The sequence below is a fragment of the Micromonospora sp. WMMC264 genome (genome assembly GCF_027497275.1).
Lineage (GTDB): Bacteria > Actinomycetota > Actinomycetes > Mycobacteriales > Micromonosporaceae > Micromonospora > Micromonospora chalcea.
Genome location: NZ_CP114907.1, coordinates 3,935,277 through 3,962,241, shown reverse-complemented (window position 1 = coordinate 3,962,241; position 26,965 = coordinate 3,935,277). Strand labels below are relative to the sequence as shown.

General features: G+C 71.8%; 25 protein-coding genes. 10 read left to right on the top strand and 15 right to left on the bottom strand.

The window, feature by feature from the left end; translation table 11 throughout:
* The first annotated feature begins 4 nt into the window (after positions 1–4).
* From O7542_RS17020 to O7542_RS17000, 5 genes are all read left to right on the top strand, one after another.
* Positions 5–205 (top strand): sigma factor, encoded by a 201-nt coding sequence (locus O7542_RS17020; RefSeq protein ID WP_158629855.1) that lies wholly within the window; start codon positions 5–7, stop codon positions 203–205.
* A gap of 14 nt (positions 206–219) precedes the next feature.
* Positions 220–519: a sigma factor-like helix-turn-helix DNA-binding protein gene (locus O7542_RS17015; RefSeq protein WP_158629854.1), complete on the top strand. Its 300-nt coding sequence runs from the start codon at positions 220–222 to the stop codon at positions 517–519.
* 892 nt (positions 520–1,411) lie between these two features.
* On the top strand, positions 1,412–1,648 hold the full coding sequence (locus tag O7542_RS17010) for a hypothetical protein (protein WP_124778790.1): 237 nt from the start codon (positions 1,412–1,414) through the stop codon (positions 1,646–1,648).
* A 207-nt stretch (positions 1,649–1,855) separates the two neighbouring features.
* Positions 1,856–2,188 (top strand): PadR family transcriptional regulator, encoded by a 333-nt coding sequence (locus O7542_RS17005; RefSeq protein WP_043330437.1) that lies wholly within the window; start codon positions 1,856–1,858, stop codon positions 2,186–2,188.
* Positions 2,189–2,329: 141 nt separating this feature from the next.
* A complete protein-coding gene (locus tag O7542_RS17000) occupies positions 2,330–3,277 on the top strand; it encodes a hypothetical protein (RefSeq protein WP_043325384.1) in 948 nt (315 codons plus the stop codon).
* Here O7542_RS17000 and O7542_RS16995 read toward each other — a convergent pair.
* The 5 genes from O7542_RS16995 to O7542_RS16975 all read right to left on the bottom strand — a co-directional run bounded on the left by O7542_RS16995 (position 3,231) and on the right by O7542_RS16975 (position 11,187).
* A complete protein-coding gene (locus O7542_RS16995; RefSeq protein ID WP_281604871.1) occupies positions 3,231–3,707 on the bottom strand; it encodes a hypothetical protein in 477 nt (158 codons plus the stop codon). The genes O7542_RS17000 and O7542_RS16995 overlap by 47 nt on opposite strands.
* A 394-nt stretch (positions 3,708–4,101) precedes the next feature.
* Positions 4,102–5,841, bottom strand: a complete 1,740-nt coding sequence (locus tag O7542_RS16990; RefSeq protein WP_281604870.1) for a PQQ-dependent sugar dehydrogenase — start codon at positions 5,839–5,841, stop codon at positions 4,102–4,104.
* 27 nt (positions 5,842–5,868) lie between these two features.
* On the bottom strand, positions 5,869–6,930 hold the full coding sequence (locus O7542_RS16985) for an SMP-30/gluconolactonase/LRE family protein (protein WP_209960860.1): 1,062 nt from the start codon (positions 6,928–6,930) through the stop codon (positions 5,869–5,871).
* 291 nt (positions 6,931–7,221) lie between these two features.
* A complete protein-coding gene (gene wrbA / locus O7542_RS16980; protein WP_064447314.1) occupies positions 7,222–7,863 on the bottom strand; it encodes an NAD(P)H:quinone oxidoreductase in 642 nt (213 codons plus the stop codon).
* 48 nt (positions 7,864–7,911) lie between these two features.
* The gene (locus tag O7542_RS16975) at positions 7,912–11,187 is read right to left on the bottom strand and encodes a BTAD domain-containing putative transcriptional regulator (RefSeq protein WP_281604869.1); all 3,276 of its coding nucleotides are present in this window, start codon (positions 11,185–11,187) and stop codon (positions 7,912–7,914) included.
* 165 nt (positions 11,188–11,352) lie between these two features.
* Here O7542_RS16975 and O7542_RS16970 point away from each other — a divergent pair, with 165 nt between their 5' ends.
* Together O7542_RS16970 and ygiD are read left to right on the top strand one after the other, a co-directional pair.
* Entirely contained in the window at positions 11,353–12,576 is a 1,224-nt protein-coding gene (locus O7542_RS16970) for an MFS transporter (RefSeq protein ID WP_281604868.1), read from the top strand.
* Positions 12,577–12,705: 129 nt separating this feature from the next.
* Entirely contained in the window at positions 12,706–13,551 is an 846-nt protein-coding gene (gene ygiD / locus O7542_RS16965; RefSeq protein WP_281604867.1) for a 4,5-DOPA dioxygenase extradiol, read from the top strand.
* A 74-nt stretch (positions 13,552–13,625) separates the two neighbouring features.
* On the opposite strand, the gene O7542_RS16960 is transcribed toward ygiD, so the two are convergent.
* Positions 13,626–14,369, bottom strand: coding sequence for an alpha/beta hydrolase (locus O7542_RS16960; protein WP_187692795.1), 744 nt, complete (start codon positions 14,367–14,369; stop codon positions 13,626–13,628).
* A 58-nt stretch (positions 14,370–14,427) separates the two neighbouring features.
* On the opposite strand from O7542_RS16960, the gene O7542_RS16955 reads away from it, so the two are divergent.
* Positions 14,428–15,384: a YafY family protein gene (locus tag O7542_RS16955; RefSeq protein WP_113973339.1), complete on the top strand. Its 957-nt coding sequence runs from the start codon at positions 14,428–14,430 to the stop codon at positions 15,382–15,384.
* A 141-nt stretch (positions 15,385–15,525) separates the two neighbouring features.
* A complete protein-coding gene (locus tag O7542_RS16950; protein WP_064447319.1) occupies positions 15,526–16,482 on the top strand; it encodes a LysR family transcriptional regulator in 957 nt (318 codons plus the stop codon).
* Here the strand turns inward: O7542_RS16950 and O7542_RS16945 are convergent.
* From O7542_RS16945 to O7542_RS16910, 8 genes are read right to left on the bottom strand one after another with little or no spacing between them, the layout of a single operon-like run.
* On the bottom strand, positions 16,407–17,657 hold the full coding sequence (locus O7542_RS16945) for a VWA domain-containing protein (protein WP_281604866.1): 1,251 nt from the start codon (positions 17,655–17,657) through the stop codon (positions 16,407–16,409). The two genes, O7542_RS16950 and O7542_RS16945, sit on opposite strands and share 76 nt — an antisense overlap.
* Complete coding sequence (locus O7542_RS16940) at positions 17,639–18,436, bottom strand: SRPBCC domain-containing protein (RefSeq protein WP_281604865.1); 798 nt, start codon at positions 18,434–18,436, stop codon at positions 17,639–17,641. Before O7542_RS16940 ends, O7542_RS16945 begins: the two co-directional genes overlap by 19 nt.
* Positions 18,433–19,302: a MoxR family ATPase gene (locus O7542_RS16935; protein ID WP_274477858.1), complete on the bottom strand. Its 870-nt coding sequence runs from the start codon at positions 19,300–19,302 to the stop codon at positions 18,433–18,435. The genes O7542_RS16940 and O7542_RS16935 overlap by 4 nt, the downstream gene beginning before the upstream one ends.
* Positions 19,299–19,871: a nucleotidyltransferase family protein gene (locus tag O7542_RS16930; RefSeq protein WP_274477859.1), complete on the bottom strand. Its 573-nt coding sequence runs from the start codon at positions 19,869–19,871 to the stop codon at positions 19,299–19,301. Before O7542_RS16930 ends, O7542_RS16935 begins: the two co-directional genes overlap by 4 nt.
* Positions 19,872–19,879: 8 nt before the next feature.
* On the bottom strand, positions 19,880–20,746 hold the full coding sequence (locus O7542_RS16925) for an XdhC family protein (RefSeq protein WP_187692800.1): 867 nt from the start codon (positions 20,744–20,746) through the stop codon (positions 19,880–19,882).
* Positions 20,747–20,757: 11 nt separating this feature from the next.
* Positions 20,758–23,148: an aerobic carbon-monoxide dehydrogenase large subunit gene (locus O7542_RS16920; RefSeq protein WP_281604864.1), complete on the bottom strand. Its 2,391-nt coding sequence runs from the start codon at positions 23,146–23,148 to the stop codon at positions 20,758–20,760.
* Positions 23,145–23,693: a (2Fe-2S)-binding protein gene (locus tag O7542_RS16915; RefSeq protein WP_043325358.1), complete on the bottom strand. Its 549-nt coding sequence runs from the start codon at positions 23,691–23,693 to the stop codon at positions 23,145–23,147. The genes O7542_RS16920 and O7542_RS16915 overlap by 4 nt, the downstream gene beginning before the upstream one ends.
* Before the next feature lie 2 nt (positions 23,694–23,695).
* Positions 23,696–24,568: a xanthine dehydrogenase family protein subunit M gene (locus tag O7542_RS16910; RefSeq protein WP_187692801.1), complete on the bottom strand. Its 873-nt coding sequence runs from the start codon at positions 24,566–24,568 to the stop codon at positions 23,696–23,698.
* Between the two features lie 116 nt (positions 24,569–24,684).
* On the opposite strand from O7542_RS16910, the gene O7542_RS16905 reads away from it, so the two are divergent.
* Positions 24,685–25,758: an XdhC family protein gene (locus tag O7542_RS16905; protein ID WP_043325354.1), complete on the top strand. Its 1,074-nt coding sequence runs from the start codon at positions 24,685–24,687 to the stop codon at positions 25,756–25,758.
* Positions 25,759–25,778: 20 nt separating this feature from the next.
* On the opposite strand, the gene O7542_RS16900 is transcribed toward O7542_RS16905, so the two are convergent.
* The gene (locus O7542_RS16900; protein ID WP_281604863.1) at positions 25,779–26,882 is read right to left on the bottom strand and encodes an FUSC family protein; all 1,104 of its coding nucleotides are present in this window, start codon (positions 26,880–26,882) and stop codon (positions 25,779–25,781) included.
* Between the last annotated feature and the right edge of the window lie 83 nt (positions 26,883–26,965).

Below are 26,965 nucleotides of genomic sequence, written 5' to 3'. Positions count from 1 at the left end.
GGGCTTGCTTCGCAGAGCGGAACCCGCCGGCTACGAGGACTTCGTCGCCAGCCGGTACCGCGAGATCGTCCGCTTCGGCGCGCTGCTGACCGGTGACGGCCGGCTGGGCGAGGACCTCGCCCAGGAGGGTCTGATCGCGGCCTACCGGTCGTGGCACCGGTTGGGCGTGCCGGAGGGGCGGCCGGAGGCGTACGTCCGGCAGTGATGGTCCGGGCCACGATGCGGGCCAGGCGCCGGCGCTGGCGCGACGAGGCGCCGACCGGGGAGCTGCCGGACGCGTCCCGTGGTGGGTTCGCGGATCAGTCGGATCTCAGCGTGCAGGTGCTCGCCAGTCTGCGCCGGTTGCCTGCCGACCAGCGGGTGGTGCTGGTGCTGCGGTTCTGGGCCGACGCCTCCGAGGCCGAGGTGGCGCAGACCCTCGGCGTTGCGGTGGGAACGGTCAAGAGCCGCACGTCCCGTGCCCTGGCGGCGTTGCGCGCCAGCGGCCTGTTCGTCGAATCTGCCAAGGAGACGCCGTGAATACCACCCACGTCAGCGAGCTGCTCGACCGCGCGGCCGCCTCCGTGACGCCGGCCGAGACTGATCCCGCCACCCGGCTGGTCCGCCTCGGACGGCGTAGCGTGCAGCGCCGCCGCCGTGCCTGGGGATCCGCTGGGTCCGTCGCCGTCGCCGTCGCCGTCGCGGCCGCGGCCGTCGTGGCCCTGCCCCAGCTAGGTGCGCCCCCGAAGGGGGTCCGAGGCCGCCGGGGCCACGGTGAGCCTGGGTGGCCTGTCGGTCGCCGTCCCGGAGGGCTGGCGCACGAGCGAGGTCCGACCTTTGACCCCTGCACCGCCGAGCCGCGCATCGTCTACCTCGTGGCGGGGTGGGGTCCCCAGGCCACGAGACCGACGGCTGGCCCGCCCGGGGCCTGCAACTCTGAAGGCCAGGCGTGGATAGCTGTCGTGCACCAGGGCGTCGCTCCGCTCGTCAACCCGAACCGGCTGGTGGTCAAGGATGGGCAGCTGCTCCAAGTCGAGCAGTCCGACCAGCACGTGCTCCCGTCCGTCTGGACCTACCGTGCTTTCAGCAACGAGATTCAGGCGACGACGGCCTTCATCTCCGGGGACGACAAGAGCCGCGAGCAGCTGCTCAAGCGCGTCACCTGGCCCGCCGGCCCGCCGGCCCCGGCCTCCGGCGGGAGACCTCGCCCACGTCGCGGATCGCGCGACCGGAATCGAGCACCAGCGCTGCGGCCGGGCGGCACAACTCCTCGGGGTACGTGCGAGAGGCGTAGTGATTCGTGCGCCGACCATTCCTCGACGGTCGATGGTCAGCGGGTCCGTCCCAGTTTGACGCGCGCCTCGGTTGGGAAGTTTCGCGGACACCTCGATGAAGGAGGGTGTATGGAGACGTCCGCTAGCGTCGGACGCAGTTGTCAACAGCCGACAAGGCCATGCGTGGCGGCGCCTGCTGCAGCGCCGACGCCGAGGGGGCGAGCCTGATGGCCCGCGTCGGTCGCTACGGGATCCCAAGGTTCGTGTGGACCCTGATCTGGATCGTCGTCTGCATCTTGATCGTCATACTTCTGGCCCTGCTCATTCACAACTTCGGAGGCGCCTCTCTGTCGCTCAAGCTCGGCCACTTCTACCTGAACGTCGGCGTCAACTGACCTGACACCGCGTCGACACTCCGTCGTCGGTATCGCCCGGGCAGTGCTGGCCATCGCCTTCGGTGACGGCTAGCACTGCCTGACGTGCCACGCGGCATCGGCGCGGCCGATCGTTGTTTGTCGTCTACCGTGCTCGCTGGGGTCGGTTGCTGTGGCCGGCTGGATCTGTTCGGTTGTATCGATCATCTGTATATTGCTGGCGTGACCATGCGGGAACCCACCTTCCTGACCCTCGCCGCGTTGGCCGGTCCGCCGTTGCACGGATACGGCGTGATGCGCCAGGTGGCGATCCTGTCCAAGGGACGCGTGAAGCTGAGCGCCGGCACGCTGTACGCGGCGTTGGACCGCTTGACCGCCGAAGGGCTGATCGCCATCGACCGCGAGGAGACGGTCGATGGTCGGGCGCGGCGCTACTACCGGCTGACCGAACAGGGCGGTGCCGCACTGCGGCAGGAGACTGCCCGGCTACGCAGCAATGCAGAGATCGCCGTCAACCGTCTCGCCGGGTGGACATCGCGGCCCGGTCTCCTTCCGTCCTGATCCCTCTGATCAGCAGTGCTCACGTATCGGCAAGGAGTGCAGATGCCAGAACCAGGCGCTCGGGCGAGGCTCACCTGCCGCTACCGACGGTTGCTGCTGACGTACCCGCGGTCCTACCGACGCCGACGCGGCGCCGAGATCGTGACGACACTGCTGGACGCCGCTCCAGTCGACAGGACCTGGCCGACCCGCGCCGAGGTCGTCGACCTGCTCACCGGTGGTCTCCGATTCCGATTCCGGGTGTGGGGTGCAGCCGGAATAGTCGGCGTGATCTGCGCTGCCACAGTCACGGCCGTGGCGCTCGGCGCGCTCGGCGGCTATCTGGGTTGGCAGACCGCGCAACCCTTGCCGAGCAACTCCGACGCGCTGCGAATGGTTGAGCCGGCGTTACCGCCGGGGATGTCGGCTGTGCCGCAACGGTGGGACTTCATCTACGACGACAACCCCGACTACACCGATCCGCGATGGGTGTACCTGATAGGCGGAACCGACGAGTACCGGGCGGGGAAGGTCTTCTTCCAGTTCACCTACCCCAACGACAGGCCGGTGCGCCAGTTGGTTGACGGGGCAGAGCAACGCATGCGGGCGGCCGGTTGGCGGCCAGCCAAAACGGATCTGTCCGGTTGCTGCCCGGAGTCAGCGGTCTATCGGGATGGGTGGCTGGTGGAGGTTTTCTCTGAGGGCGCCCTCGACGAATCCCACTATGGGTTGCAAGTAGCCGTCAGCCGTACGACGCCCGTCGCCGTGCTCCCACTGACCACGGCTGGGCTACTCGCCGGCGCTGCCGCCGGTTGGTTGATGGCGGCCTGGGCGTTCCGGCGGATCAAGGAAGCCACTCCAACGCGGCGGGCCCTCACGGTAGTCGTAGCCGGCGCAGGACTGCTCGCCCTTCTCCCCGCTACTGCGCTGAGCGCCCTGGCGCTGGTCGCCAGCTACTTTGCCCCGCACCAGCCAGCAGGACCGGCCTGGATCGGGTATACGTTCATGCTCTTCCGGCCGCTGGCCTACCTCGGCGCGGCTGCCGTCGTCGGCGGGCTGCTGATCACCGCAGTGCCTGGCCACAGGCGCCGGCGAGGGCTGGCCGGCTGAGCGAAGCCGCGGCCACCCGCCAGGCACTGCCGTGATGCTCGCCCTCGCCCGGTCCGCCCCACCAGAAGGCCCGGCAGTCCAGACCCATGCGCGTTGCCCTCGGTGACCTGGTCCCGGACGTCGGGAGCGAAGTGGGAGAGGAACGTGTCGATCTCGTCGCGGCCAGGGTGCTGGAAGGGGTAGTCGGTGGAGAAGATCCGACGGTCGACCCGGTCACGGTCAGCGCGTGCTGCAGGAGCGCCGGGTTCAGCATCCCCGACGTCGTGATCCAGATGTTCGTCCGGATGTAGTCGGAGACCGGCTGTCCCAGCCCCTCGGCCGCGGCGAAGAAGTCCTCGTACACCGGGTCGTCCAGCAACAGGTCGCCGGACCGTCCGTAGACCATCGTGCCGACGTGCCCCTCCGCCGCCGCGCGCTCCGGCTCGGGCACGACCCGGTCCGGAGCCGACATCGGCAGCTCGACATCGCGCGCAGCCGACGTGGGTGACGGCTCACGGCCTCGGCGGCCGTCTCGTTCGCTATCCGGCTGAGCCGTACCGCGTCGTCGGGTGCCAGCGACTGGGTGCCGGGCGGTGTCAGCGCGAGCACGAACGGGAGACTGTCGTCGCTGCCCTGAACAGCGGCGGTCAGCGCGGGCGTGATCCAGTGCTCTTCGATCGCGATCAAGTTGCCTATCACCACCCATCCTCCCTCTGCCCGGTACTGGTGCGTCGGCCTCCTCACCCGGCCGAGAAGGCATGACGTCGATGAACGTGATGACGAAGGCCTCCCGGTTGTGGAGTGGAGCTGTCCAGCAACCGCTCCGGCAACCGGGAGGCCTTCTCTCAGCTCGTGGGGCCGGACGCCGCCCCGCCGAGGGTCACCTTGAGGACTCTCTCGTTGCTGTTGTTCGGGGTGCTGTCCTTGTCCCCGCCGGTGCTCGTGGTCAGCCACAGATTGCCGTCGAGGGTCGGTTCGACGGTGCGCAGCCGGAAGTACGTCCCGACGAAGTACTGCTGGACGTTGGTGAGCGTGTCGCCGCTGATCTCCGCACGGTACATCCGGTTGCCACGCAGGCAGGCGATGTAGAGCACGTCCCGGACGATCGCGATGCCGCTGCACGAGGCCTCGGCCACCGGGTACGTCCGGATCGGGGCCCTGAAGCTCGGGTTGGCGCAGTCGCCGGAGGTGCCTTCGCAGGCGGGCCAGCCGTAGTTGCCGCCCTTGACGATGATGTTGGTCTCGTCCATGACGTTGTTGCCGAACTCCTGCTCGAAGAGCCGGCCCTGGGAGTCGAAGGCGAGTCCCTGCGGGTTGCGGTGGCCGTAGCTCCACACGTGGTTGCCGAAGGGGTTGTCCGCCGGCACCGTGCCGTCGGGGTTGAGCCGCAGCACCTTGCCGCCGAGATTGTTGGTGTCCTGGGCCACGTCGGGGTTCTGTCCGTCGCCGGTGGCGGCGTAGAGCTTGCCGTCGGGGCCGAAGCGCAGCCGGCCGCCGTTGTGGTACTTGTTGCGCGGGATCCCGGTGACGAGCACCTGCCTGGTGCCGGTCTGCAGCGTGCCGTCGTAGCGGATGCGCACGATCCGGTTGTCGGTCGTGGTGGTGTGGTAGATGTACAGCCAGCGGTCGGTGGTGAAGGTGGCCGAGACGGCCAGCCCGAGCACGCCGCCCTCGCCGCTGGTGCCGGCCACGTTCGGCACGGTGCCGATGCTGCGTTTGTCGGTGCCGTCCGGGTTCATGGCGACGATGTCGAACAGGTCGCGCCGGCCGTAGAGGACCGTGCCGTCGGGCAGTTGCACAAGGCCCCAGGGCAGGTCCTTCTCGGTGGTGACCACCGTGGCGCCGCACACCGGGCTCGTGCAGCCCGAGCCGGTGTGTGCGGTGACCGCGGCGCTCGTCCCCGAGACATTGCCCTGGGCGTCGCGGGCGGTCACCGTGTACCGGTAGTCGGTGTCGGGCGTCAGCCCGGTGTCGGTGAACGTGGTCGCCGGCGGGTTGCCGCCGGTGCCGGTGGTGGAGCCGACGGCCGTACCGTTGCGCAGGATCGTGTAGCCGGTGACCGCGACGTTGTCGGTGGAGGCCGACCAGGTGAGGGTCACGGCTGTGCCGTTCACCGTCGCGGCCAGGTTGGTCGGCGTGCTGGGCGGAGTCGTGTCCTGCTGGCAGAACGGCGGGGTGACCGAGAGCGTGGAGCTGGCCTGCGAGACGTTGCCGGCGGCGTCGCGGGCGTTGACGTACCAGCCCCAGGTGACACCCTGCACGACGCTGAGCGTGGCGGTCAGCGTCCGTCCCGAGACCGAGGTGACGAGCTGGCCGTCGTGGTAGATGTCGTAGAAGGCGACGCCGACGTTGTCCCGGGACGCGTACCAGGAAAGCGTGACGGACTGGCAGGTCAGCCGGCTGCTGCGCAGGCCGGTCGGCCGGGTGGGCGGGCTGGTGTCGGCGGCGAGCCGGGCCGCCGGCCGGCTGCCGGCCGCCGGCGCGGCCGCCGCGGCGTTTGCGGGTACGCCGGTCAGGACGGTGCCGGCGCAGATCAGCAGGGCGAGCGGTACGCGGTGTCGGAGCTGGTGAGGATTGGTCCGCACGGGTGCTTTCCTTCCCGGGGTTCTTGGTCAGTACGGGTAGCCGGGGACGTTGAGCCGGATGCTGTACAGGCCGGAGTCGTTCGTCCGGCCGGAGGTGATGTAGAGGGTCTGCCGGTCGGGTCCGCCGAACGCCACGTTCGTGGTGCCGGCGCCGCCGGAGCGGATCGTGCCGAGCTGCGCGCCTGAGGGCGAGTAGACGTGGATCAGCCCGTCCGAGCCGGAGGCCCAGTACACGTTGCCGGCGCAGTCGACGGTGACGCCGTCGGGACCGCCGAGGTAGTTGACGAAGACGCTGCGGGCGCCGGTGCTGCCGTCGGGCTGGACGACGTACTTGTAGATCTTGTTCTCGGAGTAGGCACCCACGTAGAGGGTGCCGCCGTCCGGGGAGAGCGCGATGCCGTTGGGTTGCCGCAGCCGGTCGTCCACCAGCGAGACCTGGCCGCCGGAGACGCGGAAGACACTGGTACGTCCGCTCATCTGGTCGGGTCGGTTGCCGCGCTGGAAGTTGGGGTCGGTGAAGTAGACGACACCGTCGGAGCGGACCGTGACGTCGTTCGGTGAGTTGAACGCCCGGCCCTGGTAGTCGGCGGCGACGGTGCTGCGGGTCCGGTCGCTCAGCCGGTACGTGGAGACGTTCCGCTGGTCGTGGGTGGCGGCGATGATCTGCTGGGCGTCGGGGCTGAGTGCCAGGCCGTTGCTGCCGGAGTCGGCGATGAAGGTGTCGAAGGTCGAAGGCGGGGTGAACCGGCGGATCGTGGAGGGCTGCACGTTGTACGGCCCGGTGCCCGCGGCCATGTCGGACATCAGCAGGTAGCCGCCGTCGGCGATCCAGACCGGTCCTTCGAGGAACGAGAACCCGCCCTGGATCTTCGTCGCGGACACGGAGCCGGCCGGCAGCGGCGGGCCGTACCCGGTGCCGGCCGGGCAGACCCCGGGGGGCGCGCCGGGCGGCCCGGCGAGCGGGTAGGTGTGAACGTTCACATGAGCGGCGCGCCGAGGTGCCGGGGGCGCGGCGCCGGCGGGGCCTGGTGCGGTGGTGAGCGCGAGGCACAGGCCGGTGAGTGCGGCGATGGTTGGACGCCAGGTCATCGGGTACTCCAATCGGAGTCGGTGAATGCGAGGCCCGTGGCTGCTGGACCGGCCCCGGCTGCCGACACCTGCTATTGATTGGTATCGATGTATTCGGATGCAGCTTAGGCGAGGAAGCGGCGCCCCGCATCAGTTCCCCACGATCGCCTTCGGCGCATGCCCCGAAAGGCGGCCGATGACGTGACCGGGTTGAGCGCGGACACCCCGTACACCTTCTGCCGATGTTCGACATGACCCGCGCGTCTACTCACGATTCCGTCCCGGTGTCGTACTGCTCCCGCCGCCGGGCTCCTACCCGAGCTTGCTGTCCGCGCGGGCGGCGGCGAGAGCGGCTGCCATCCGGGTCAGGCGTGCGCCCTGGAAGCAGGCCGTCTCGAGGACAGCTCTGGCGTACTCGGGATCCCGGCTGGCGCGGCTCTCCACCTGGCTGACGCCGTACGGGTTTCCGCCGGCGACGTGAGCGGTGTCGTAGTTCAGGTAGCCCGTAGGCAGGATGATCGACCCCCAGTGGTGGAAGGTCTGGTAGAGGCTGAGCAGAGTCGCCTCCTGGCCGCCGTGTTCCTCGTAGCTGGCGGTGAAACCGGTCGCCGGCTTGTCGGCCAGTTCCTCCGCCTGCCATGGGCCGGTCGTGGTGTCGAGAAACTGGCGCAGCTGAGAGCAGATGTTCCCGAAACGGGTCGGCGTGCCGAAGGCGTACCCGTTGGCCCACCGGAGGTCGTCCAGGGTGGCGACCGGAATGTCGCCAGTGGCGTCGAGGTGGGCTCGCCACTGCGGCTTGGCATCAATGACGTGCTCCGGCGCCAACTCTGCCACCCGGCGCAGGCGGACCTCCGCGCCGGCGTCCGCGGCTCCGTCGACAAATGCCTGCGCGAGCCGGTGCACGGTGCCGGTGGCGGAGTAGTAGATGACGGCGATCCTGGCATCGGTATGCATGCTGCCTCCTGGGTCGGCTCGGTACTCGGTCAACCGTGCCGAGCAGGCTTACCGTTCGCTGACCACCCCCTTACCGACGCCGCTGAACGGCTGTTCGTCGAGGTCGAGCTGTGCGCCGCGGCTCATCTCGGCAGCGAGTTCGTCGCTGCCGAGCGCCTCCCGGAGGCGGGCGGTGATGCGCTGGACGTCGTGTTGCTCGCTGGGAGGCAGCGGCGCGCCGGCGGCCTCGCGCAGCGTCCGTGCCGCGGCGAGCAGCCGCGCGGCGGGCCGACTGTCACCGCCGAGGCTGATGGCCCCGGCCAGGCCCTCGAGAGCCAGGGCGACCGCCCGTTGATCACCGGTGGCGCGCGCCGCGTCGAGCGACTCACGGTGGTGGCGCTCGGCGAGGACAGCATCACCGCGGTGCTCCGCGATAAACCCCAACTCGGCCAGCGCGAGCGCGCAGCCCGGCAGGAAGCCGGCACGGCGGTTCCAGTCGAGCAGGTCCCGCTGCCGGGTCTCGGCGGCGTCGAGGTCGCCCCGCCGTCGCGCGATCATTGCCAGGCCCGTGCCGGCGAAGGCGACGGCGGAGGAGCTCGACTGTTCCTGGGCCACCTGTAGCGCGCGGTCGTGACTGACGACGGCCTCGTCGAGGTCGCCTCTCAAAATGGCGAGCCGGCCGATGCATGCCAGCTGCCGGGACACCGACGTCCACAGCCGCAGGTGTTCGGCGATGCGCAACGCCTCCCGGTAGCGCGTGGCGGCGCGATCGTAGTCGCCGTGGATCTCGGCCAGGGTTCCCAACAGGCTCGTCGGATGTACTTGGCCCCAGCGGTCGCCCAGTTGCTCGAACAGCGCCCGGCTGGTCTCGCAGTCACGCTGCGCCGCGGGCAGGTCGCTGCGGAGTACGAGCGCGAGGTCCGCTCGGATGGCGCAGGCGGCAGCGATGCCCCACCGGTCCCCGCCGGCGCGGAACGCCGCCAGCGCCGCGTCGACCAGGACGGCCGCCGCGCCCGGATCTCCGGAGCCGAGCATCATGGAAGCGAACAACCACTGCGCGAACGCCTTCTCCGGCCCCTCGTGGTCCTGGTAGCTCTCCAGGATCCGCTGCCGGGGAGCGGTCGGATCGCCGTCCCGGGTGGCGAGAGCGGTCAGCCACATCTCCGCATGCCGCCGCAGGCCGTCCGGTGCGACGTCGACCTCGCTCCTCGGGACGATGTCCAGCGCCGTTCGCAGTGACCGGCTCACCTCTCCGAACCGACCCCGGAGCAGCCGGTACCAGGACAACGAGGTGGCGAGCGCCAGGCCCACGCGGGCCTGACCGTCAGTGGCGGCGACGTCGAGCGCCGCCCGGAAGTTCGCGTTCTCGGCGTCCAGCTCGCGTAGCGCGCGGCTCTGATCGTGACCACGTAGCCGCCCGGCGGCCTGCTCGGCGAGACGGGCGAAACACGTGACGTAACGGCGACGAGTTGCGGGCAGCTCGGCGGCGCTGTCGAGCTGTTCCAGACCGTAGGCAGCCACCGTCTCCGGCAGCCGAAAGCGTCGCGGACTCTCACCGTGCCGCACCATGACCAGCGACCGGTCGATCAGGCGTGCCAGCACATCGAGGACCTCGTCCGCTGCCACCTGGCCGCCAGCGCACACCTGCTCGGCGGCGGCCAGGGTGGCGCCGTCGGCGAAGACCGCGAGCCGGCGCAGCACCGCGCGTTCGGGAGGCGCCAGCAACTCCCAACTCCAGTCGATCACGGCGCGAAGTCCCTGCTGACGCGGGGGCGCGGTGCGCCGGCCGGATGACAGCAGCCGGAAGCGATCGTCGAGCCGTGCCGCCAGCTCGTCCGGGTCGAGAACGGCCAGACGGGACGCGGCCAGTTCCAGCGCCAGCGGTACGCCGTCGAGACGCCGGCAGATGACGGCGACCGCGTCCGTGTTCCGCTGATCGACGGTGAACCCCGGCTCGGTGGCGCGGGCGCGGGCTACGAAGAGCCGAACCGCCGGAGCCTCGGCGATCTGCCGCGCGCCGGCTCCGGGCTCCGGCAGGGCCAGCGGCGGCACCGGAATGACGACTTCGCCGGGGATCCCGAGCGGTTCGCGGCTTGTCGCCAGGATGCGCAGGTCGGCCGCGGCGCCGAGAAGTTTCTCGGTCAGTTGAGCGACTGACGCCACCACGTGTTCGCAGTTGTCGAGCAGCAACAGCATCCGCCGACCTCGCAGCGCGGCGACCAGCCGGTCCATCGGCTCGCGGGGTGGTCGATCACCGGGCAGGCCGGGCGGACTGTCGTCTCGGATCTCGAGCGTCGCCGCCACCATGTCGACGATCTCGGTGCAGGTCGCGTGGTCGCCGCTGTACGGCCGGCCGGCCAGCTCGACGAGCCACACTCCAGCGGGGAACGTGTCACCCAGCACCCGAGCGGCCTCGATCGCCAACCTGCTCTTTCCCACCCCACCCAGACCGGTCAGGGTCACCAGCCGCTCGTTCGTCAGCCGTTCCCGTACCGCCTCGACGGCCGCGTCGCGCCCGATCAGTCCGCCGTACGGACCCGGCGACAGAGGCGCCGGCAGGTTGGTTCGGGCCGGAGCCGACGCCGGTGCCGGCGGCTGGAGGGCGGGATCCTGGCGCAGGATCGCCCCGTGCAGCTCGACCAACTCTCTGCCGGGATCGACGCCGAGTTCGTCGCGCGCCTGCCGACGGAACTGCTCGTAGGCGAACAGCGCCTCATGCTGCCGTCCCGAGCCGTACAGGGCGCGCAGGTGCGCGGCCCGTAGTCGCTCACGCCACGGGTGGCCTGCGACCAGGTCGGTCAGTTCCCCGGCGAGCAGGTGGTGCTGGCCAAGATCGAGCCGGGCCTCGGCCAGTTCCTCCAGCGCGGTCAGGCGCTGGTCGTTGAGCCGCTCGACCGCCTGGCGGACGAATCGCTCGTCACTGAAGTCGGCGTACGGGGAACCGCGCCACAGCGACAGAGCCTCGGTCAGCGTCGCCGCCCGCACAGCGGGCTCCCGCTGCGCGCCCGAACGTAGCAACAGAGCGGCGAAGCGACCGGCGTCGACCGATTCCGACGACGTCCGCAGCCGGTAGCCGGCCTCACCGGACTCGACCAGCGCACGGCCACCCGCCTCGCCCGCCTCCAGGGCACGCCGCAACTGCGACACCTTGGTCTGGAGCGCCCCGAGCGCGTTGCCCGGCGCCTCGTCACCCCAGAGATCTTCGATCAGCCGGTCGGCGGTCACCGGGCGCCCCTCGTGAACCAGCAGGTCAGCCAGCAGACCACGCACTTTGAGGCCGGGCACGGCGACAGGTGTGCCGTCCGACGTCCACACCGCAACGTCGCCCAGCACTCCGAACCTCATCGCTTCACACTAGCCAGCCGGCTGTCCCGCCCCGCGAAGGTCCGCCGGCCGTCGATCTGCTCGGCGGGAAGCGACGCGGGGTCACCGACGCGTACGTCAGCCGGCCATCAGCCGATGGTAAGGAGCCCCGGGAAGGCTGAACCGAGCCGACACCGGAGGAACGACATGGATCAGCTACAGCGGCGCCGAGCCGCTCACCGCGACAGGCAACTCGCACCGGGGCGGGTGGCCACACCCTGGCTCGCCCTGCTGGCCGGTCCGCTGTCGTTCGGGATTGCCGCACCGGCACTGCTGCTCGACGACCTGGCGCGCGCGACGGGTGGTGGGGAACAGGCCGCGGCCGCCGGTGTGACCGCCTTCGGCTGGGGGATCGCGTTAGGGACGCCGCTGCTGGCGGCGCTGCTCGCCCGTCGCGGCGTACGAGCGGCCCTGACCGTCGCGTCCGCGCTGGTGGCAGCGGGGACGCTCATCCTCGTGCTGATCCCGAGCGTGTCGGCGATGGTGGCCGGTGCGGCGGTGCAGGGACTGGGGTCTGCCGGCCTCACCGTGACCGCGATGAAACTGGCCGACTCGGCCCGGCAGATGGGCGTGGTCGCCGCGTCGCTGGCGGTCGTCGGGGCCACCGGTCCGCTGACCGGCGCACTGATCGCCGACCTCTCCTCGTGGCAGGCGGCGCTGGCGTTGCCGCTGCTGGCGGTGCTCGCCGTGCCCGCGACTCGCCGCGGCACCACCGCACCGGACGCGGCGCCGGCGCCGTTCGACTTCTTCGGGATGACCATCCTGGCCATGCTGGTCACCGCAGCCGTCCTCATTCCGCACCGGCCGCTGGTGGCCGGCCCGGCCACCGTCGTGCTGCTGCCTCTGCTGGTGGCCTGGACCAAGGTCCGCCCGGACGGCTTCCTGCCTGCTGCGGTGGCACGGAACGGCCGGTTCCTCGCGGCGTGCGCGCTGGCCTTCGCGCTGGGAGCGGGGAACTTCGCCCTGCTCTACGCCGCGCCGGACCTGCTGCGACAGCACGCGGGATGGGCAGGCACCCAGAGCGGGCTCGTGCTGCTGGCGCCGTACCTGATCGGCGGCATCTGCTCCGGGTTCCTGGTCGCGGCATCCGTGCGAGTGCCACGCCGCGTCGCGGTCGCCATGTTGCTCCTCACCGGCGCCGCCGCGCTGCTGCTGGCGACGGTCACCACCGCTGTACCGCTGCTGCTTGCGGCGATGACGCTCGGCTCCTTGGCCGCCGCGACCGGCCAAGGCGTACTCGCCCTGCACGCGGCCGGCGTCGTATCCGGCTCCCACCGGGCCGAAGCACTGGGTCTGTTCAACCTCGCCTACCTGCTCAGCGTCGCGATCGGACCAGCCATCGCCGTGGCGCTCTCCCATCCGACCGCCTGATCACCCCACGTTACGTCGCGGTCGGCACTATCGTGACATTCAGGTCCGGCAGGCCGCGCCGTACGATCCGGTCCTCCACGGAGGGAAGTCCACGTGCCTTCAGACGTACATCCGGCCCGGGATGTGTTGATGCCCGCGGCGTTCCTGGGCCACGGCAACCCGATGAACGCCCTCGAGGTCAACCGGTACACCTCCGCGTGGAGAGCCTTCGGCGCCGCGGTGCCGCGTCCCCGCGCGATCCTGGTGGTCAGCGCCCATTGGTACATCAACGCCACGGCCGTCACCGCGATGCCCCGGCCGAGGACCATCCACGACTTCTACGGGTTTCCGCAGGAGCTGTTCGAGGTGCAGTACCCGGCGCCGGGGCTGCCCGAGCTGGCTGAGGAGGTCAGTGACGTCGTCCATCCGACCTGGGTCGGGGCGGACGTCGACAGCTGGGGCATCGACCATGGCACCTGGTCGGTGCTGATGCACGCCTTTCCGGACGCGACGATTCCCGTCGTCCAGCTCAGCATCAACGCCGACAAGCCGATGGACTACCACCTTCAACTCGGCGCCCGGCTCGCTCCACTGCGTCGGCGCGGCGTGCTGATCGTGGCGAGCGGCAACGTCGTGCACAACCTGCGCGGCATGGACTGGACGCTGACCGACGACGGCTTCGACTGGGCGCGACGCTTCGACGAGGACGCCAAGGCCCGGATGTTGACCGATCCGGGCGAGTACGCGACCCTCGACGCCCACGGGGACTTCCGCCGTGCGGTACCGACACCGGATCACTTCATCCCGGCGTTGTATCTCGCCGGTCTGGCCGCCGCCGTGGACACTCCCGACACCGAGGTCCTCGTCGACGGCTACGCCTACGGCTCGTTGTCCATGACGGCCTACACCCTGGGCATGTCCTGTCCACCGGCTGCCGGCCGGGGCGGATCCCCGCAGCCACCGCCCGGGCTGCCGCCGGACGGCTCCAACATCTGAGCACCGGCTGTGTTCGATGGTTCCCCATGTTTGTGCCCGGGTGACCTGGGGCGCGGTCGCCCGGGCACCGCGGGCTACACCGTCGGCCTGGCCTCGTGCAGGATCCGGGCCAGCTCGGCCGGTCGGCTGAGCATCGGCCAGTGCCATGTCGGCAGTTCCTCGTACCGCCACGAATCGCCGGCCATGTGCCGGCACAGCGGCACGGTGGCGGCCATCTCGCGTGCCTGCTCGGCGGTGAAGCTCGACAGCACGCCGAGGCGGGGCAGCTTCTCCCACGCGCCGGTGAGCCGCACCGGGGTGGTGGCAGTCGCCCACGGCTGGGCCACCGACCGCTCATCGAGCAACGCGACGACCGACTCATCCACGTCTGCTGCGCTCGCCGCCAGCCCGGCCCACGGCGGGGGTGGCAGCCGCCAGCCGTCGCCGTGTTCGGCCACCATCGCCGCGTTGCGGTCACGCTCCGAGGGCGGGCTGAAGTCCTCGTTCGCCGCCCCGTCGGGCAGCGGGCCGGTGTCGACGAAGACCAGTTGGGCGATGCGGTCGGTCATGCGGTCGGCAACGGCGGTCGTCACGACCGCGCCGGCGTAGCTGTGCCCGACGAGCACCACGTCGTGCAGGTCCTCGTAGCGCAGCAGGTTGACCACGTCGGTGACGTGGACGTCGAGGTCGGTGTCCGGGCGGGCCAGGTGGGCGCGCTCGCCCAGACCGGTCAGGCTCAGCGGGTACACCTCGTGGCCGTGCCCGCGCAGGGCGGCGGTGACCGGGCGCCAGGCCCATGCGCCGAGCCAGAACCCGGGAACCAGTACGAAGGTCGTCATGCCTGACACGCTACGATCAATACCGGACAGGTTCCGCCCGGATTGGAAGTGGGGATTCGTGACCCGGCCGACCGCGCGCGTACTGGCGTTGCTGGAGATCCTCCAGGCCGGCGGCGGCTTCACCGTCGCCGAACTGGCCGGTCGGCTGGGCGTCGACGAGCGCACGGTCCGCCGCTACGCCGCGCACCTCGCCGACCTGGGCATCCCGGTCGAGGCCCGGCGCGGCCGCTACGGCGGATACCGGCTCGCGCCCGGATACAAGCTGCCGCCACTCATGCTCACCGACGAGGAGGCGGTCGCCGTCATGCTCGGGCTCGTCGCCGCCCGCCGGGCCGGGCTGGTCACCGCCGAAGGCGCGGCCGCCGAGAGCGCGACCGCGAAGATCCGCCGGGTGTTGCCGGCGGTTCTCGCCCGGCGGATCGATTCGCTGCTGGAGACCGTGGACTTCACCGCACGGGTCCGGAAGTCCGCCCCGCCCGGCATCGAGGTGCTGCTGGTGCTCGCGGAAGCGGCCCGGCATCAGCAACCGGTGAACATCACCTACACCACCTGGCGTGGCGAGGCCGGCGAGCGCCGACTCGACCCGTACGGGCTGGTCTTCCACGCCGGCCGGTGGTACGTCACCGGCCACGACCACAACCGCCGGGCCGTACGGACGTTCCGGCTCGACCGCATCGGGACCGCCCGCCCCACCCCGGGCAGGTTCGACATCCCGGCCGGCTTCGATCCCACCACGCAAGTACTCACCGGGCTGGCAGCAGTGCCGTACGCACACGACATCTCCGTGGTGCTGCACACCAGCCCGGAGCAGGCGCAGCGACGGATCCCGCCCTCGGTCGGCACGCTCACCGAGGTTCCCGGCGGAGTGCGCCTCACCGCCCGAGCGGAACGGCTCGACGGCGCGGCACAGATGCTCGCCGGGCTCGGCTGGTCGTTCACGATCGAGCGCCCGGACGAACTCAAGGACGAGATACGCTCCCTGGCCGCCCGGCTGCTCACCGACACCGACGCCTGATCGGGCACTCACCCCGCGTACCGGCCGGATCGCTTCGGGCGCGCTGTCCCTGGCGGCGAGGCAATCGGCGGGGAATGATCGGGGTACACCGCGGGCTGCCCGCAGCAGTCCACGGCGCAGCAGAAGGGCGGGTCGACGCCGATGACTCCGACGCAGCTACGGGCCTACGTCGCTGTCGTCCGGCTGGGATCCGTCAAGCAGGCCGCCGCGCAACTGGAGGTCTCCGAGTCGGCGGTCTCGCTGCTCATCGGCCAGCTCCGGCGGGAGTTCGGAGACCAGTTGTTCACCCGGACGGCGGCGGGGCTGGCCTTCACCCCCGGCGGGCTGCGGCTCGCCAGCCGCGCGGCCGAGATGCTGGGCCTGCAGGACCGTACGGTCCTGGAGGTCAGTTCGGCGGCGCACGGCCGCCGGATGCTGCGGGTCGCCGCGTCCAGCGAGTTCGCCGAGTTCGCCGCGCCGAGACTGATCGAGCTGTTCGCCAGACGCGCCGCCGACCTCGACATCGAGCTGAGCGTCTGCGACCCCGGCTCCTTCGAGTCGCTGCTGCTGACCCGGGCCGCGGACGTCGCGATGGGGCCGCTGCCGCCGGTGGCTGATCCGGCGATCTCCGGCCGGCCGATGATGAACTACCGGCTGGTGACTGTCCTCGGCCCGGACCATCCGCTGGCCGGTGTGCCGGCCTCGCCGGGGCAGCTGCGTGACCAGACCTGGCTGCTCGGCCCTTCGGCCACCGACACCGTGGGCGCTGTCCCGGCGATGCTGCGCCGGCTCGGCGTACCCGAGGAGCGGCAGCAGATCTTCCAGAGCCACGCGGCGGCGCTGGGTGAGGCGCAGCGCGGCCGGGGGATCGCGCCCGCGCTGTCGTTCACCGTCGCGCCGGATCTCCGCAGCGGCCAACTCGTGGCGTTGTCCGGGCCGCACGCCAAGGCCGAGGCGGTGTGGCATTCGCTGGTGCTCGTCACACCCGGCACACCGTCCGTGGCAGCGGAACTGTGCCGCTTCGCGTCGACGCCCCGGGCGATTCAGGCGATGATGCGCGGCGTGGGCGTCGCGGTGAACCGCTTCCGGCCCTCGGTGCACGTGACGCTCTGGAGCTGACCGGCGGCGTCCAGCAGGTCCCGGAACGTCGCGGCCGGCAGCAGCCGGTCACAGTAGGGCAGGGCCGCGGCCATGCCCGCCACCAGGGGAGCGAAGCCGGGGGCGCCGGCCCGTGGGTTCAGCCAGACGATCCGGTGGGCGCGGCGGCTCAGCCGTGCCATCACGGCGGCGAGTTCGTCCGGGGGGTCGCTGTCCCAGCCGTCCGAGCCGATCAGCACCACCGCCCCGCGAACCGCGTCGCCGTGCGGGGACGCGAGCAGTGCCCGCAGGTTCGTCGCGATGCGCGTACCCCCGAACCGGTCGGTCACGGCGGCGCCGGCGTGCGCGATCGCCGCGGACGCCGACGTGTGCCGCAGCGCGACGGTGAGCCGGGTGAGCGTCGTGGCGAAGGCGAACACCTCCGCGTCGGTGCTCACCGCGAAGGCCCGCAGCAGGTGCAGGTACGCGTGGGCCTGGGCCCGCATCGACTCGCTGAGGTCGCACAGCAGCACCACCCGGCGCGGTCGGCGTACCTGTCGCTCGCGGACGACCTCGACGGGCTCCCACGCGGTGCGACGGGCCCGGGCGATAGTCGGACGCAGCGCGACCCGCCGCCCGGCCGGACCGACGGCGTGCCGCCTGGTGCGCCGGGACGGCCAGCGGGCGACGGCCTCGCGCAGGGCGTCGCCGAGCAGCGCGAGCTGGGCGGCGTCGAGGTCCTCGAACGGCCGGTCGGCGAGCCCGGCGAGGGCGCTGGGCCGTCGCTCGGGCAGCCGCACCCCGGCGTCGGAGGGCTCCGCCTCGGCGACGGGCGCCGGCAACGTCGCCCACGGCAGCCCACCACCGTCGCCGGTGGCGTCGGTGTCGGCGGGCACCGGCAGGTGCACGTCGTCACGAGCGGCCGGCGGGGCCGCGGACCGGGTGAGCGGCAGCGGCGGCGCGTCGGCGAAGACAGCGGCGAAGACGCGGTCGAAGGCGGCGAGGTCGGCGTGCCGCCGCACGAAGCTGATCCGGGCGGCCCAGTAGAGCGCGGTCGTCTCACCGGGCGTCCACACGCCGAGCGCCCGGACGAAATCATTGGCCTCGGTGAGCCCGGCGGGTACGCCGGCCCGCCGCAACCGGTCGGCGAACGCCGTCGCGAACGCCGCGCGGTCGACGCCGCGCAGCACACCGCCGCTCACCGGCGGGCGACCCACCAGGCGATCATCCCACCGACGACGACGATCCCGACGAGCACCGGCACGAGGCGCTTGACGACGGCCCCACCGGCGATGTCGAGCAGGTCCAGCGTCTCCGGTTCGGCGTCGGCGTCGGCATCCGGTCGACCGGTGGGCGCCGAGACGGCCATGGGGGTGCCGGCCACGGTGGTCCCGGACGGGGTGGCGTCCGCGTCGGCCGCGAGGGTACGGGGCAGGGCCGTGGAGGCGTCGGGCCCGGTCGCGGCGGACGTGGCGCGGTCGGGCGTGGCGGCGACGGCCGGCGCGGGCTCGGACGCGTCAGGCGCGGTGGCCGCGTGCGGGTCGCCGGTCTCCTCCGCCGCCAGCCTCGCTTCGAGGTTGGCGACGAACTGGGCGAGCAGCTTGCCGGACACCTCCTTGATCATGCCGCTGCCGAACTGGGCCAGCCGCCCCGAGATCTTCAGATCGGTGTCCACGTTGACGACTGTGCGCTGACCGTCCGGCCGCAGCTCGGCGGTGACCAGGGCGGACGCGTTCGCCGCGGACCGCCGGTCGCGGCCCTTCGCCTCGATCACCCCCCGGTAGCGCTCCTCGTCCTTCTCCACGAAGCGTGCGGTGCCGGCGAACTCGGAGACGACCGGGCCGACCTTGACCTTCACCGTGCCCTGGTGGACGTCGCCGTCGACGCCGGTCAACTGGGCGCCCGGCAGGCACGGCGCGACGCCCTCCAGGTCGGTGAGGATCGCCCACGCCTGCGCGATCGGAATGTCGACGGTGAACTCGTTGGTGATCTTCATGCCGGCCTCTCCTGGTGTGCGCCGAGCGCGGCGGCGACGGCGGCGCGGTCGTCGGGGGTCTTGGCGATGGTGCCGATGGTCCGGCCGACGTCGTCGGCGGAGAGGTCGGCGGCGCCGAGCACTGACAGCGCGGCGACCCAGTCGATGGCCTCGGCCATGCCGGGCGCCTTGTCCAGGCCGAGGGCACGTACGTCGCCGACGAAGGCGGTCGCCGTGCGGATCAGCCCTTCGGTGGCGCCCGGCACGGCCCGCCGGACGATCTCGGTGGCCCGGTCCATCTGCGGAAAGTCGATCCAGTGGTACAGGCAGCGGCGGCGCAGCGCGTCGTGCAGGTCGCGGCTGCGGTTGGAGGTGAGCACCACGACCGGCGGCGTGGTCGCGGTGAACGTGCCCAGCTCGGGGATGGTGATCCCGGACTCGCCGAGGAACTCGAACAGCAGCGCCTCGAACTCGTCGTCGGCCCGGTCGATCTCGTCGATCAGCAGCACCGGCGGGACCGGCCCCGGGTGGCGTACCGCCCGCAGGATCGGCCGTTCCTGCAGGAACTCCGCGGCGAACAGGTCGGCGTCGGTGAGCGAGGCGTGCCGGGCCTCGGCCAGCCGGATGGCGAGCAACTGCCGCTGGTAGTTCCATTCGTACAGCGCCTCGCCGGGCGTCAGGCCCTCGTAGCACTGCAGCCGGATCAGCGTCGTGTCCAGCGCCCGCGCCAGCGCCTTGGCCGCCGCGGTCTTGCCGACGCCGGGCTCACCCTCGAGCAGCAGCGGCTTGCCCAGCTCCAGCGCGAGGAAGACGGCCATCGCCATGCCGTCGTCGGCCAGGTAGTCGACGGCGTCGAGCCGGCGCCGCACGGCCAGGGGGTCCTTCACCGCGCCTCGCCCGAGAGCAGCCGCCGGTAGTCCGCGCGGGTGTCCACGTCGATCGGCACCGGCCCGTCCACAGGTATCTCCGTGACCGGGTGGCGGCCGGAGTGCAGCAGCTTCCACACCGCCTTGTCGCCGTGCAGGACACGCAGCTCCGGCAGGACGTCGCGGGCGAACCAGAACGGGTGTCCCAGGCCGTCGGCGTACCGGCACACCGCGAGCGGGGTGGTCGCCGCCGCGACCCGGCGTACGTCGGCGGCCCGTACGCCTGGTTGGTCGCCGAGCAGGAGCACGAGCCCGTCGGCGCGCGGGTCCACCGCCTGCGTCGCGGCGCGGACCGACGATCCGCAACCAGTGCTGAACTCGGCGTTCTCGACGACCTGGACCCCGGTCAGGTCCACCCGTTCGCGGATCAGGTCGGCGGCGCCGCCGAGGGTCACCAGCAACTGGTCGAAGGCGCACGAGCGGGCCAGGTCGAGGGTGGCGTCGAGCAGCGTCCGCCCGCGGTACGGCAGCAGCTGCTTGGCCTCGCCGAGGCGTACCGAGGCCCCGGCGGCCAGAACCAGGCCGGTCACGAACACGGCTACGCCGCCACGTGCCGGTCGAGGCAGCCGGGGCAGCAGAACCAGTGGTCGGTGCCGTCGATCCGCACGTGCGGGGTGTCCGGTCCGATCAGGACCGTCATCCCGCACACCGGGTCGACTGCTTGCTGGGGGAGCGCCGCGGGTGGTGCGGGGGAGGAGGCGAGGCCGTCCACCCGCAGCGCCCGCACCACCTCGGCCATGATCGACAGTGCGATCTCCTGTGGTGAGCGCGCCCCGATCTCCAGCCCGGCCGGGGTCCGGACCCGGGCGCGCTCCGCGTCGGACAGCGCCAGTTCGTCGAGCACCGCCGCCCCGCGCTTTCGGCTGGCGACCAGCGCGATGTGCCCCACCCCGGCGTCCAGGGCGGCGCGGATGGCGTCCTGCTCGCCCCTGCCGAGGCCGGCCACCACGACCGCTGTCGCGCCGGCGTAGTCGCCGGACGTCGCCACCTCGAAGTCGAGGAAGGCCGCCAGGGTGGCCACCGCCGCGCTGATCGGCGTGTCGCCCACCAGACCCAGCACGGGTACCGGTAGCACCGGGCGCAGGAAGATCTCCAGCGCCCCGCCCGAGTGGCACGGGTTGACCACGACCCGTGCCCCCGGCGTGTCGGGAAATGCGGGCGTGCCGTCCGGCAGGACCCGCAGCAGCAGCGCCTTGCCGTCGCGGAGGGTGTCCAGGGCGGCCGCCCGCACCGAGTTCTCGGCGCACACCCCGCCGACGAAACCCTCGATGGTGCCGTCGGGCAGGATCACCGCGTCGTCGCCGGGCCGGGCCGACGTCGGGTCCTGCGCCCGGACCACCGTGGCGTGCACGAACGGCGCGCGCGAGACGGTCAGATCCCGCGTACGGCGGGCGATAGTCGTCATGGCCACCTCCCCTAGATCGGCGGGCGGGCGTTGCCGCGCATCGCGTCCCAGACGCGCGACGGCGTCAACGGCATGTCGGCATGCCGTACGCCGAAGGGTTCGAGCGCGTCGACGATCGCGTTGACGATCGCGGGCGGGGAGCCGACGGTGGCCGACTCGCCCACGCCCTTCGCGCCGATCGGGTGGTGCGGCGACGGGGTGACGGTGAAGCCGGTCTCCCAGTCGGGCACCTCCAGCGCGGTGGGCAGCAGGTAGTCCATCAGCGACGCGCCGAGGCAGTTGCCGTCCTCGTCGAACGCGATCATCTCCATCAGGGCCATGCCGACCCCGTCGGCCAGCCCGCCGTGCACCTGCCCCTCGATGATCATCGGGTTGATCCGGGTGCCGCAGTCGTCGACGGCGATGAACCGCCGCACCTTGACCTGCGCGGTGCCGGGGTCGATGTCCACCACGCAGATGTACGCCCCGTGCGGATACGTCAGGTTCGACGGGTTGTAGCAGATCTGCGCCTCCAACCCGCCCTCGACGCCCTCGGGCAGGTCACCAGCGCCGTGGGCCCGCATCGCGATGTCCTGGATCGTCACGCTCTTACCCGGATCGCCCTTGACCCGGAAGGAACCCTTGTCCCACTCCAGGTCGGCGACCGAGACCTCCAGCATGCCGGAGGCGATGATCCGGGCCTTGTCGCGGACCTTGCGGGCCACCAGGGCCGCCGCGGCGCCGGAGACCGGGGTGGACCGGCTGCCGTACGTGCCGAGGCCGAACGGCGTGTTGTCGGTGTCGCCGTGCAGCACGTCGATGTGGTCCGGCGGAATGCCGATCTCCTCCGCGACGATCTGCGCGAACGTCGTCTCGTGCCCCTGCCCCTGGGACTGCACGCTGAGCCGCACCACCGCCTTGCCGGTCGGGTGCACGCGCAACTCGCAACCGTCGGCCATGCCCAGGCCGAGGATGTCCATGTTCTTGCGCGGCCCGGCGCCGACGGCCTCGGTGAAGAACGCGATACCGATGCCCATCAGCTCGCCCCGGGCCCGCTTCTCCTGCTGCTCGCGCCGCAGGTCGGCGTAGCCGGCCATCTCCATCGCCAGCCGCATCGTCGGCTCGTAGTCGCCGGAGTCGTACACCCAGCCGGTCTTCGTGGTGTACGGGAACTGCTCCGGCCGGATGAAGTTCTTCAGCCGCAGCTCGGCCGGGTCCATGCCCAGTTCGTCGGCGAGGCAGTCGACGATCCGCTCGACGAGGTAGACGGCCTCGGTGATGCGGAACGAACAGGCGTACGCCACACCGCCCGGCGCCTTGTTGGTGAAGACCGCCGTCATCTTGCAGTACGCGGCCTCGATGTCGTAGCTGCCGGTGAAGACGCCGAAGAAACCAGCCGGGTACTTCACCGGCGCGGCGGTGCCGTTGAAGGCGCCGTGGTCGGCGAGGACGTTGGTGCGGATGGCCAGGATCCGGCCGTCCCGGGTCGCCGCGATCTCACCACGCATGATGTAGTCGCGGGCGAAGCCGGTGCTGATCAGGTTCTCGAAGCGGTCCTCCATCCACTTCACCGGCTTCCCGGTGACGATCGACGCGACGATCGCGCAGACGTATCCCGGATAGATCGGCACCTTGTTGCCGAAGCCACCGCCGATGTCCGGCGAGATCACCTGGATCTTGTGCTCGGGGATGCCCGCCACCAGGGCGTAGAGGGTGCGGTGCGCGTGCGGCGCCTGCGTGGTGGACCAGAGGCGCAGCTTGCCCTCGACGGCGTCGAAGTCGGCGACCGCGCCGCACGTCTCCATCGGCGCCGGGTGCACCCGCGGATAGACCAGGTCCTGGGTGACCACGACGTCCGCCCGGGCGAACACCGCCGCGGTGGCCGCCTCGTCGCCGGTCTCCCAGTCGAAGCAGTGGTTGTCGGTCTTGCCCTCCAGGTCGTCGCGGATCACCGGGGCGTCCGGCTCCAGCGCGCGGCGGGCGTCGACGACCGGATCGAGGACGTCGTACTCGACGTCGATCAGCTCCAGCGCGTCCCGCGCCGCGTACGGGTCCTCGGCGACGACGAACGCCACCTCCTGGCCCTGGAAGCGCACCTTGTCGGTGGCGAGCACGGCCTGCACGTCGTTGGAGAGCGTCGGCATCCAGGCCAGACCCTGCTCGGCCAGCATCGCCCCGGTCACTACCGCCTTGACGCCGGGGGATGCCTCGGCGGCGCTCGTGTCGATGCTCAGGATCCGCGCGTGGGCCACCGGCGAGCGGAGGATGGCCAGGTGCAGCAGCCCGGGCAGCCGGACGTCGTCGACGAACCGGCCCCGGCCGCGCACGAAGCGCGGATCCTCCTTCCGCAGCATCCGGCCGTAGCCCACCGGCTTCTGGTCGTTGTCGTGGAAGGTGTCCACGCGCTCGTGCACAGTCGTCATACGACGCTCCCGGCGGGCCGGCCGGCGTTGTCGATCTCGCCGGCTTCGGGTGATTCGGTGGTCTCGGTGACCGCGGCGGCCGCGTTCGCCTCGTGCACGGCGGCCCAGCGCACCGAGCGCACGATGGTGGCGTAGCCGGTGCAGCGGCAGATCTGGCCGGAGATCGCTTCGCGGATCTCCGCCTCGGTCGGGTCCGGGTTGCGGTTGAGCAGCGCCCGAGCGGTCATCATCATGCCGGGCGTGCAGAAGCCGCACTGCAGGCCGTGGCACTGCATGAAGCCCTGCTGGACCGGGTCGAGCTCCGCGCCCTTGGCCAGGCCCTCGACGGTACGCACCTGGTGGCCGCCGGCCATCGCGGCCAGCACGGTGCACGACTTCACCGGTTCGCCGTCGAGCCAGACGACGCAGGTGCCGCAGTTGCTGGTGTCGCAGCCCGAGTGCGTGCCGGTCAGGCCCAGCACGTCGCGCAGGAAGTGCACAAGCAGCAGCCGGCCCTCGATCTCCCGGGTGACCTCGACGTCGTTGACGGTCATGGTGACCTGCATGCTCAGCTCCTCGCCCGTTCCACGGCCCGGCGCAGGGTCCGTCTGGTCAGCTCGTCGGCCAGGTGCCGCTTGTAGTCCGCGCTGCCCCGCTGATCGGTGGCCGGATCGCAGCTGCGCGCGGCGATCGCACCGGCCTGCGCGAAGAGGCTCTCGCTGGGTGTCTGCCCGCGCAGCGCCGCCGAGATCTCCGGGATACCTGTGGTGTTCGGGCCCACGGCGGCCAGCCCGACCCGCGCGTCGGAGATCACGTCGCCGTCGAGCCAGACCGCGGCGCCGGCCGAGACCACCGCCCAGTCGCCGGCCCGGCGCTCCACCTTCTCGTAGGCGCTGCCGCAGCCGGGCCGCACCGGCAGCCGGACCTCGACCAGGATCTCCCCGTCGCCGACGGCCGTCTCGTACGGCCCGACGTGGAACTCCTCCATGGACACCACCCGTTCGGCGCCGCCCGGCCCGCGGATCACGCAGCTCGCGCCCAGGGCGGTGCAGACCGCGGACAGGTCCTCCGACGGGTCCGCCTGGCACAGGGAGCCGCCCAGTGTGCCCCGGTTGCGCACGATCGGATCGGCGATCACCCGTTCGGCGTCGGCGAAGATCGGGAAGGCCGCCGTCAGGGTGGCGGACTCCAGCAGCTCCCGATGCCGGGTCAGCGCACCGATGCGTAGCTCGTCCGGGCCCGCCTCGATGTAGCCGAGCTCGTCGTGGAGATCGTTGATGTCGATGAGATAGTCGAAACTGGCCAGCCGCAGCTTCATCATCGGCAGCAGGCTGTGCCCGCCCGCGATCAGCCGTGACGTGCTGCCCAGCCGTTCCATCAGGCTGATGGCGTGGTCCACACTGGTTGCTCGTTCGTACTCGAACGGGGCCGGCACCTGCATATCGCACCTCCGGAAGTCGTCAATGTGGTGCCGGTGCCCGCGGAAGTCAACGCCGACCTAAGCAAGTCCTTAGGTCGGCGTTGACGGTGCCGCGGCTGCTCACGGATCGTGCGGCAATGCGAGACATCGTCGACGGGTTGAGCGCGTGGCGCGCCGCCGGCGTCCGGTTCGCCGTCGCGACGGTGGTGCGGACCTGGAAGTCGGCGCCCAGACCGCCGGGCGCGGCCATGGCGGTCTGCGCCGACGGTGAGGTCGTCGGCAGCATCTCCGGAGGGTGCGTCGAGGGCGCGGTGTACGAGCTGTGCCGGGAGGCCATACGCACCGGCCAGGTGCGCACCGAGACGTACGGCGTCGGCGACGACGACGCCTTCGAGGTGGGCCTGACCTGCGGCGGCACCATCGAGGTCCTGGTGCAGCCGGACGTCGTGCTGACCGAGCCCGACGCGGTGCTCGCCGCGATCCGCACGGGTACGCCGGTGGCGACGGCGTCCGCCGGAATGGCCCAGATGGTGGTCTGGCCCGACCGGGTGGCCGGCACCCTCGGCGACGCCGACCTGGACCGCGCGGTGACGCAGCAGGCCGAGGGGATGCTGGCCCTCGGCACCACCGGAACCGTGCGACTCGGTACGCGCGGGCAGCAACGGCACGACGAGGTGTCCGTGTTCGTCCAGTCGTACCTGCCGCCACCACGGATGATCGTGTTCGGCGCGATCGACTTCGCCGTCGCGGTGGCCCGGATCGGCCGCTTCCTCGGATACCACGTCACGGTGTGCGACGCCCGGCCGGTGTTCGCCACCCGCAAGCGCTTCCCCGACGCCGACGACCTCGTCGTGCAGTGGCCGCACAGATACCTGGAGTCGACAGCCGTCGACGAGCGCACCGTGCTCTGCGTCCTCACCCACGACCCGAAGTTCGACGTCCCGCTGCTGGAGGTCGCCCTGCGCACCCGGGCCCGCTACATCGGCGCGATGGGCAGCCGCCGCACCCATACCGACCGGCTGCGCCGCCTGCGCGAGGCGGGCGTGGACGAGGCCGCCCTCGCCCGGCTCTCCTCACCGATCGGACTCGACCTGGGGGCGCGGACGCCGGAGGAGACCGCCGTGGCGATCGCCGCCGAGTTCGTCGCCCTGGCCGCCGGAGGGTCCGGCCGGCGGCTGACGGACCTCGACACCCCGATCCACCACCACTGAGCGGACCAGCGGCGAACGTGTCACCCACGGCTCAGGCCGAGCGCCTCGTCCACCCGGTCCAGCACCGTCACGTCGTCGTGGCCGACACCGCGCAGCAGGTCGATCGCGGTCGCCCGGATCTGCCCAACGATCATGGTGACCGGCAGCGGCGGATCGGTCCGCAGCAGGCCCGCGGCGATCCGGACCGCCTCCAGCGCCGCCGCGTCGGCCCGCTGCGCGTGCCGGTCGGCGTCGGCGCCGGTGAGGTCGTGGGCCATGGCCTCACCAGCCGACCGTACGGCGGAGGTCAGCGCGCCGATCGCGGCGGCCAGCTCCGGCGGCGTGGCGGTGTGCCGGCGGGTCAGGGTCACGCCGGCCCGGGCCAGCACCCGGATGTTGCGGGCGGCGTAGTCGAGCTGCCGCAGCGTGGCCTCCACCTCGGCGAGCTTGCCCAGGTGCCGGCGGCGCAGTCCCAGCCGCAGCGTCTCGCCGGTGGCGAGCACGGCGGCCTGCATCTCGGCGACGCAGTCGTCCACCTGCCGCGCCCGGTCCAGCGCGGTGCGGGCGGCGTCCTCGTCGCAGCCACGCAGCGCCGCGTTGACCTGGTCGAGCAGGTCGGCCAGGTCGGTGTAGCTGCGCCGGGCCTGGGCCACCAGTGGTGCCAGCGGGTCACGGGCGGCCATCAGCTGGCTGGCGGCGAGCGCCACGGCGCCGCCGATGAGCGCGTCGACGAAGCGGAACGGCATCAGCGTCCCGTTCGGCGCGGAGACCACGACCAGGTACATCGCCGAGACGGTGGCCTGCACGACCAGGGCACGGCGGGCCCCGATCACCACGAGCGTCGTGGTGGTCAGCAGCAGCACCAGCAGGACCGTCTCGGTGCCCGGGCCCAGCGCGTACACCAGCAGCTCCGCGACGAGCACGGCGGCTGCCACGGCGAGCAGGATCTCGACGGTCTGCCGCAGCCGTCGCCCGCGGGACTCGCCGAGCACGACGAGCGCGGCGGTCGGCGCGAAGAACGGATCCGGGTGACGGATCACCACCGCCGCCACGATCCACGCGACCACAGCGGCGGCGGTCAGCTCGACCACTGTCATCCCGTCGCCGCGTAACCGCGCGACGGCGTCGCGTACCCAGCTCCGCACCGGTCGTACCCCTCTCGCCGGACAGGCCGGGACCCGGCCGCCGATTGATCTTCCGCGAGGAGGCCCACTACCCCGGCTGTGAC

Excerpts from the sequence above, each read along its gene's own strand:
- O7542_RS16985 (WP_209960860.1), bottom strand. The coding sequence starts at position 6,930 with ATGACCTGGCGTCCAACCATCGCCGCACTCACCGGCCTGTGCCTCGCG.
- O7542_RS16960 (WP_187692795.1), bottom strand. The coding sequence starts at position 14,369 with ATGACGACCTTCGTACTGGTTCCCGGGTTCTGGCTCGGCGCATGGGCC.
- O7542_RS16975 (WP_281604869.1), bottom strand. The coding sequence starts at position 11,187 with ATGAGGTTCGGAGTGCTGGGCGACGTTGCGGTGTGGACGTCGGACGGC.
- wrbA (WP_064447314.1), bottom strand. The coding sequence starts at position 7,863 with ATGCATACCGATGCCAGGATCGCCGTCATCTACTACTCCGCCACCGGC.
- O7542_RS16915 (WP_043325358.1), bottom strand. The coding sequence starts at position 23,693 with ATGCAGGTCACCATGACCGTCAACGACGTCGAGGTCACCCGGGAGATC.
- O7542_RS17015 (WP_158629854.1), top strand. The coding sequence starts at position 220 with ATGCGGGCCAGGCGCCGGCGCTGGCGCGACGAGGCGCCGACCGGGGAG.
- O7542_RS16950 (WP_064447319.1), top strand. The coding sequence starts at position 15,526 with ATGACTCCGACGCAGCTACGGGCCTACGTCGCTGTCGTCCGGCTGGGA.
- O7542_RS16905 (WP_043325354.1), top strand. The coding sequence starts at position 24,685 with ATGCGAGACATCGTCGACGGGTTGAGCGCGTGGCGCGCCGCCGGCGTC.
- O7542_RS16925 (WP_187692800.1), bottom strand. The coding sequence starts at position 20,746 with ATGACGACTATCGCCCGCCGTACGCGGGATCTGACCGTCTCGCGCGCG.
- ygiD (WP_281604867.1), top strand. The coding sequence starts at position 12,706 with ATGCCCGCGGCGTTCCTGGGCCACGGCAACCCGATGAACGCCCTCGAG.
- O7542_RS16970 (WP_281604868.1), top strand. The coding sequence starts at position 11,353 with ATGGATCAGCTACAGCGGCGCCGAGCCGCTCACCGCGACAGGCAACTC.
- O7542_RS16920 (WP_281604864.1), bottom strand. The coding sequence starts at position 23,148 with ATGACGACTGTGCACGAGCGCGTGGACACCTTCCACGACAACGACCAG.
- O7542_RS17005 (WP_043330437.1), top strand. The coding sequence starts at position 1,856 with ATGCGGGAACCCACCTTCCTGACCCTCGCCGCGTTGGCCGGTCCGCCG.
- O7542_RS16940 (WP_281604865.1), bottom strand. The coding sequence starts at position 18,436 with ATGAAGATCACCAACGAGTTCACCGTCGACATTCCGATCGCGCAGGCG.
- O7542_RS16910 (WP_187692801.1), bottom strand. The coding sequence starts at position 24,568 with ATGCAGGTGCCGGCCCCGTTCGAGTACGAACGAGCAACCAGTGTGGAC.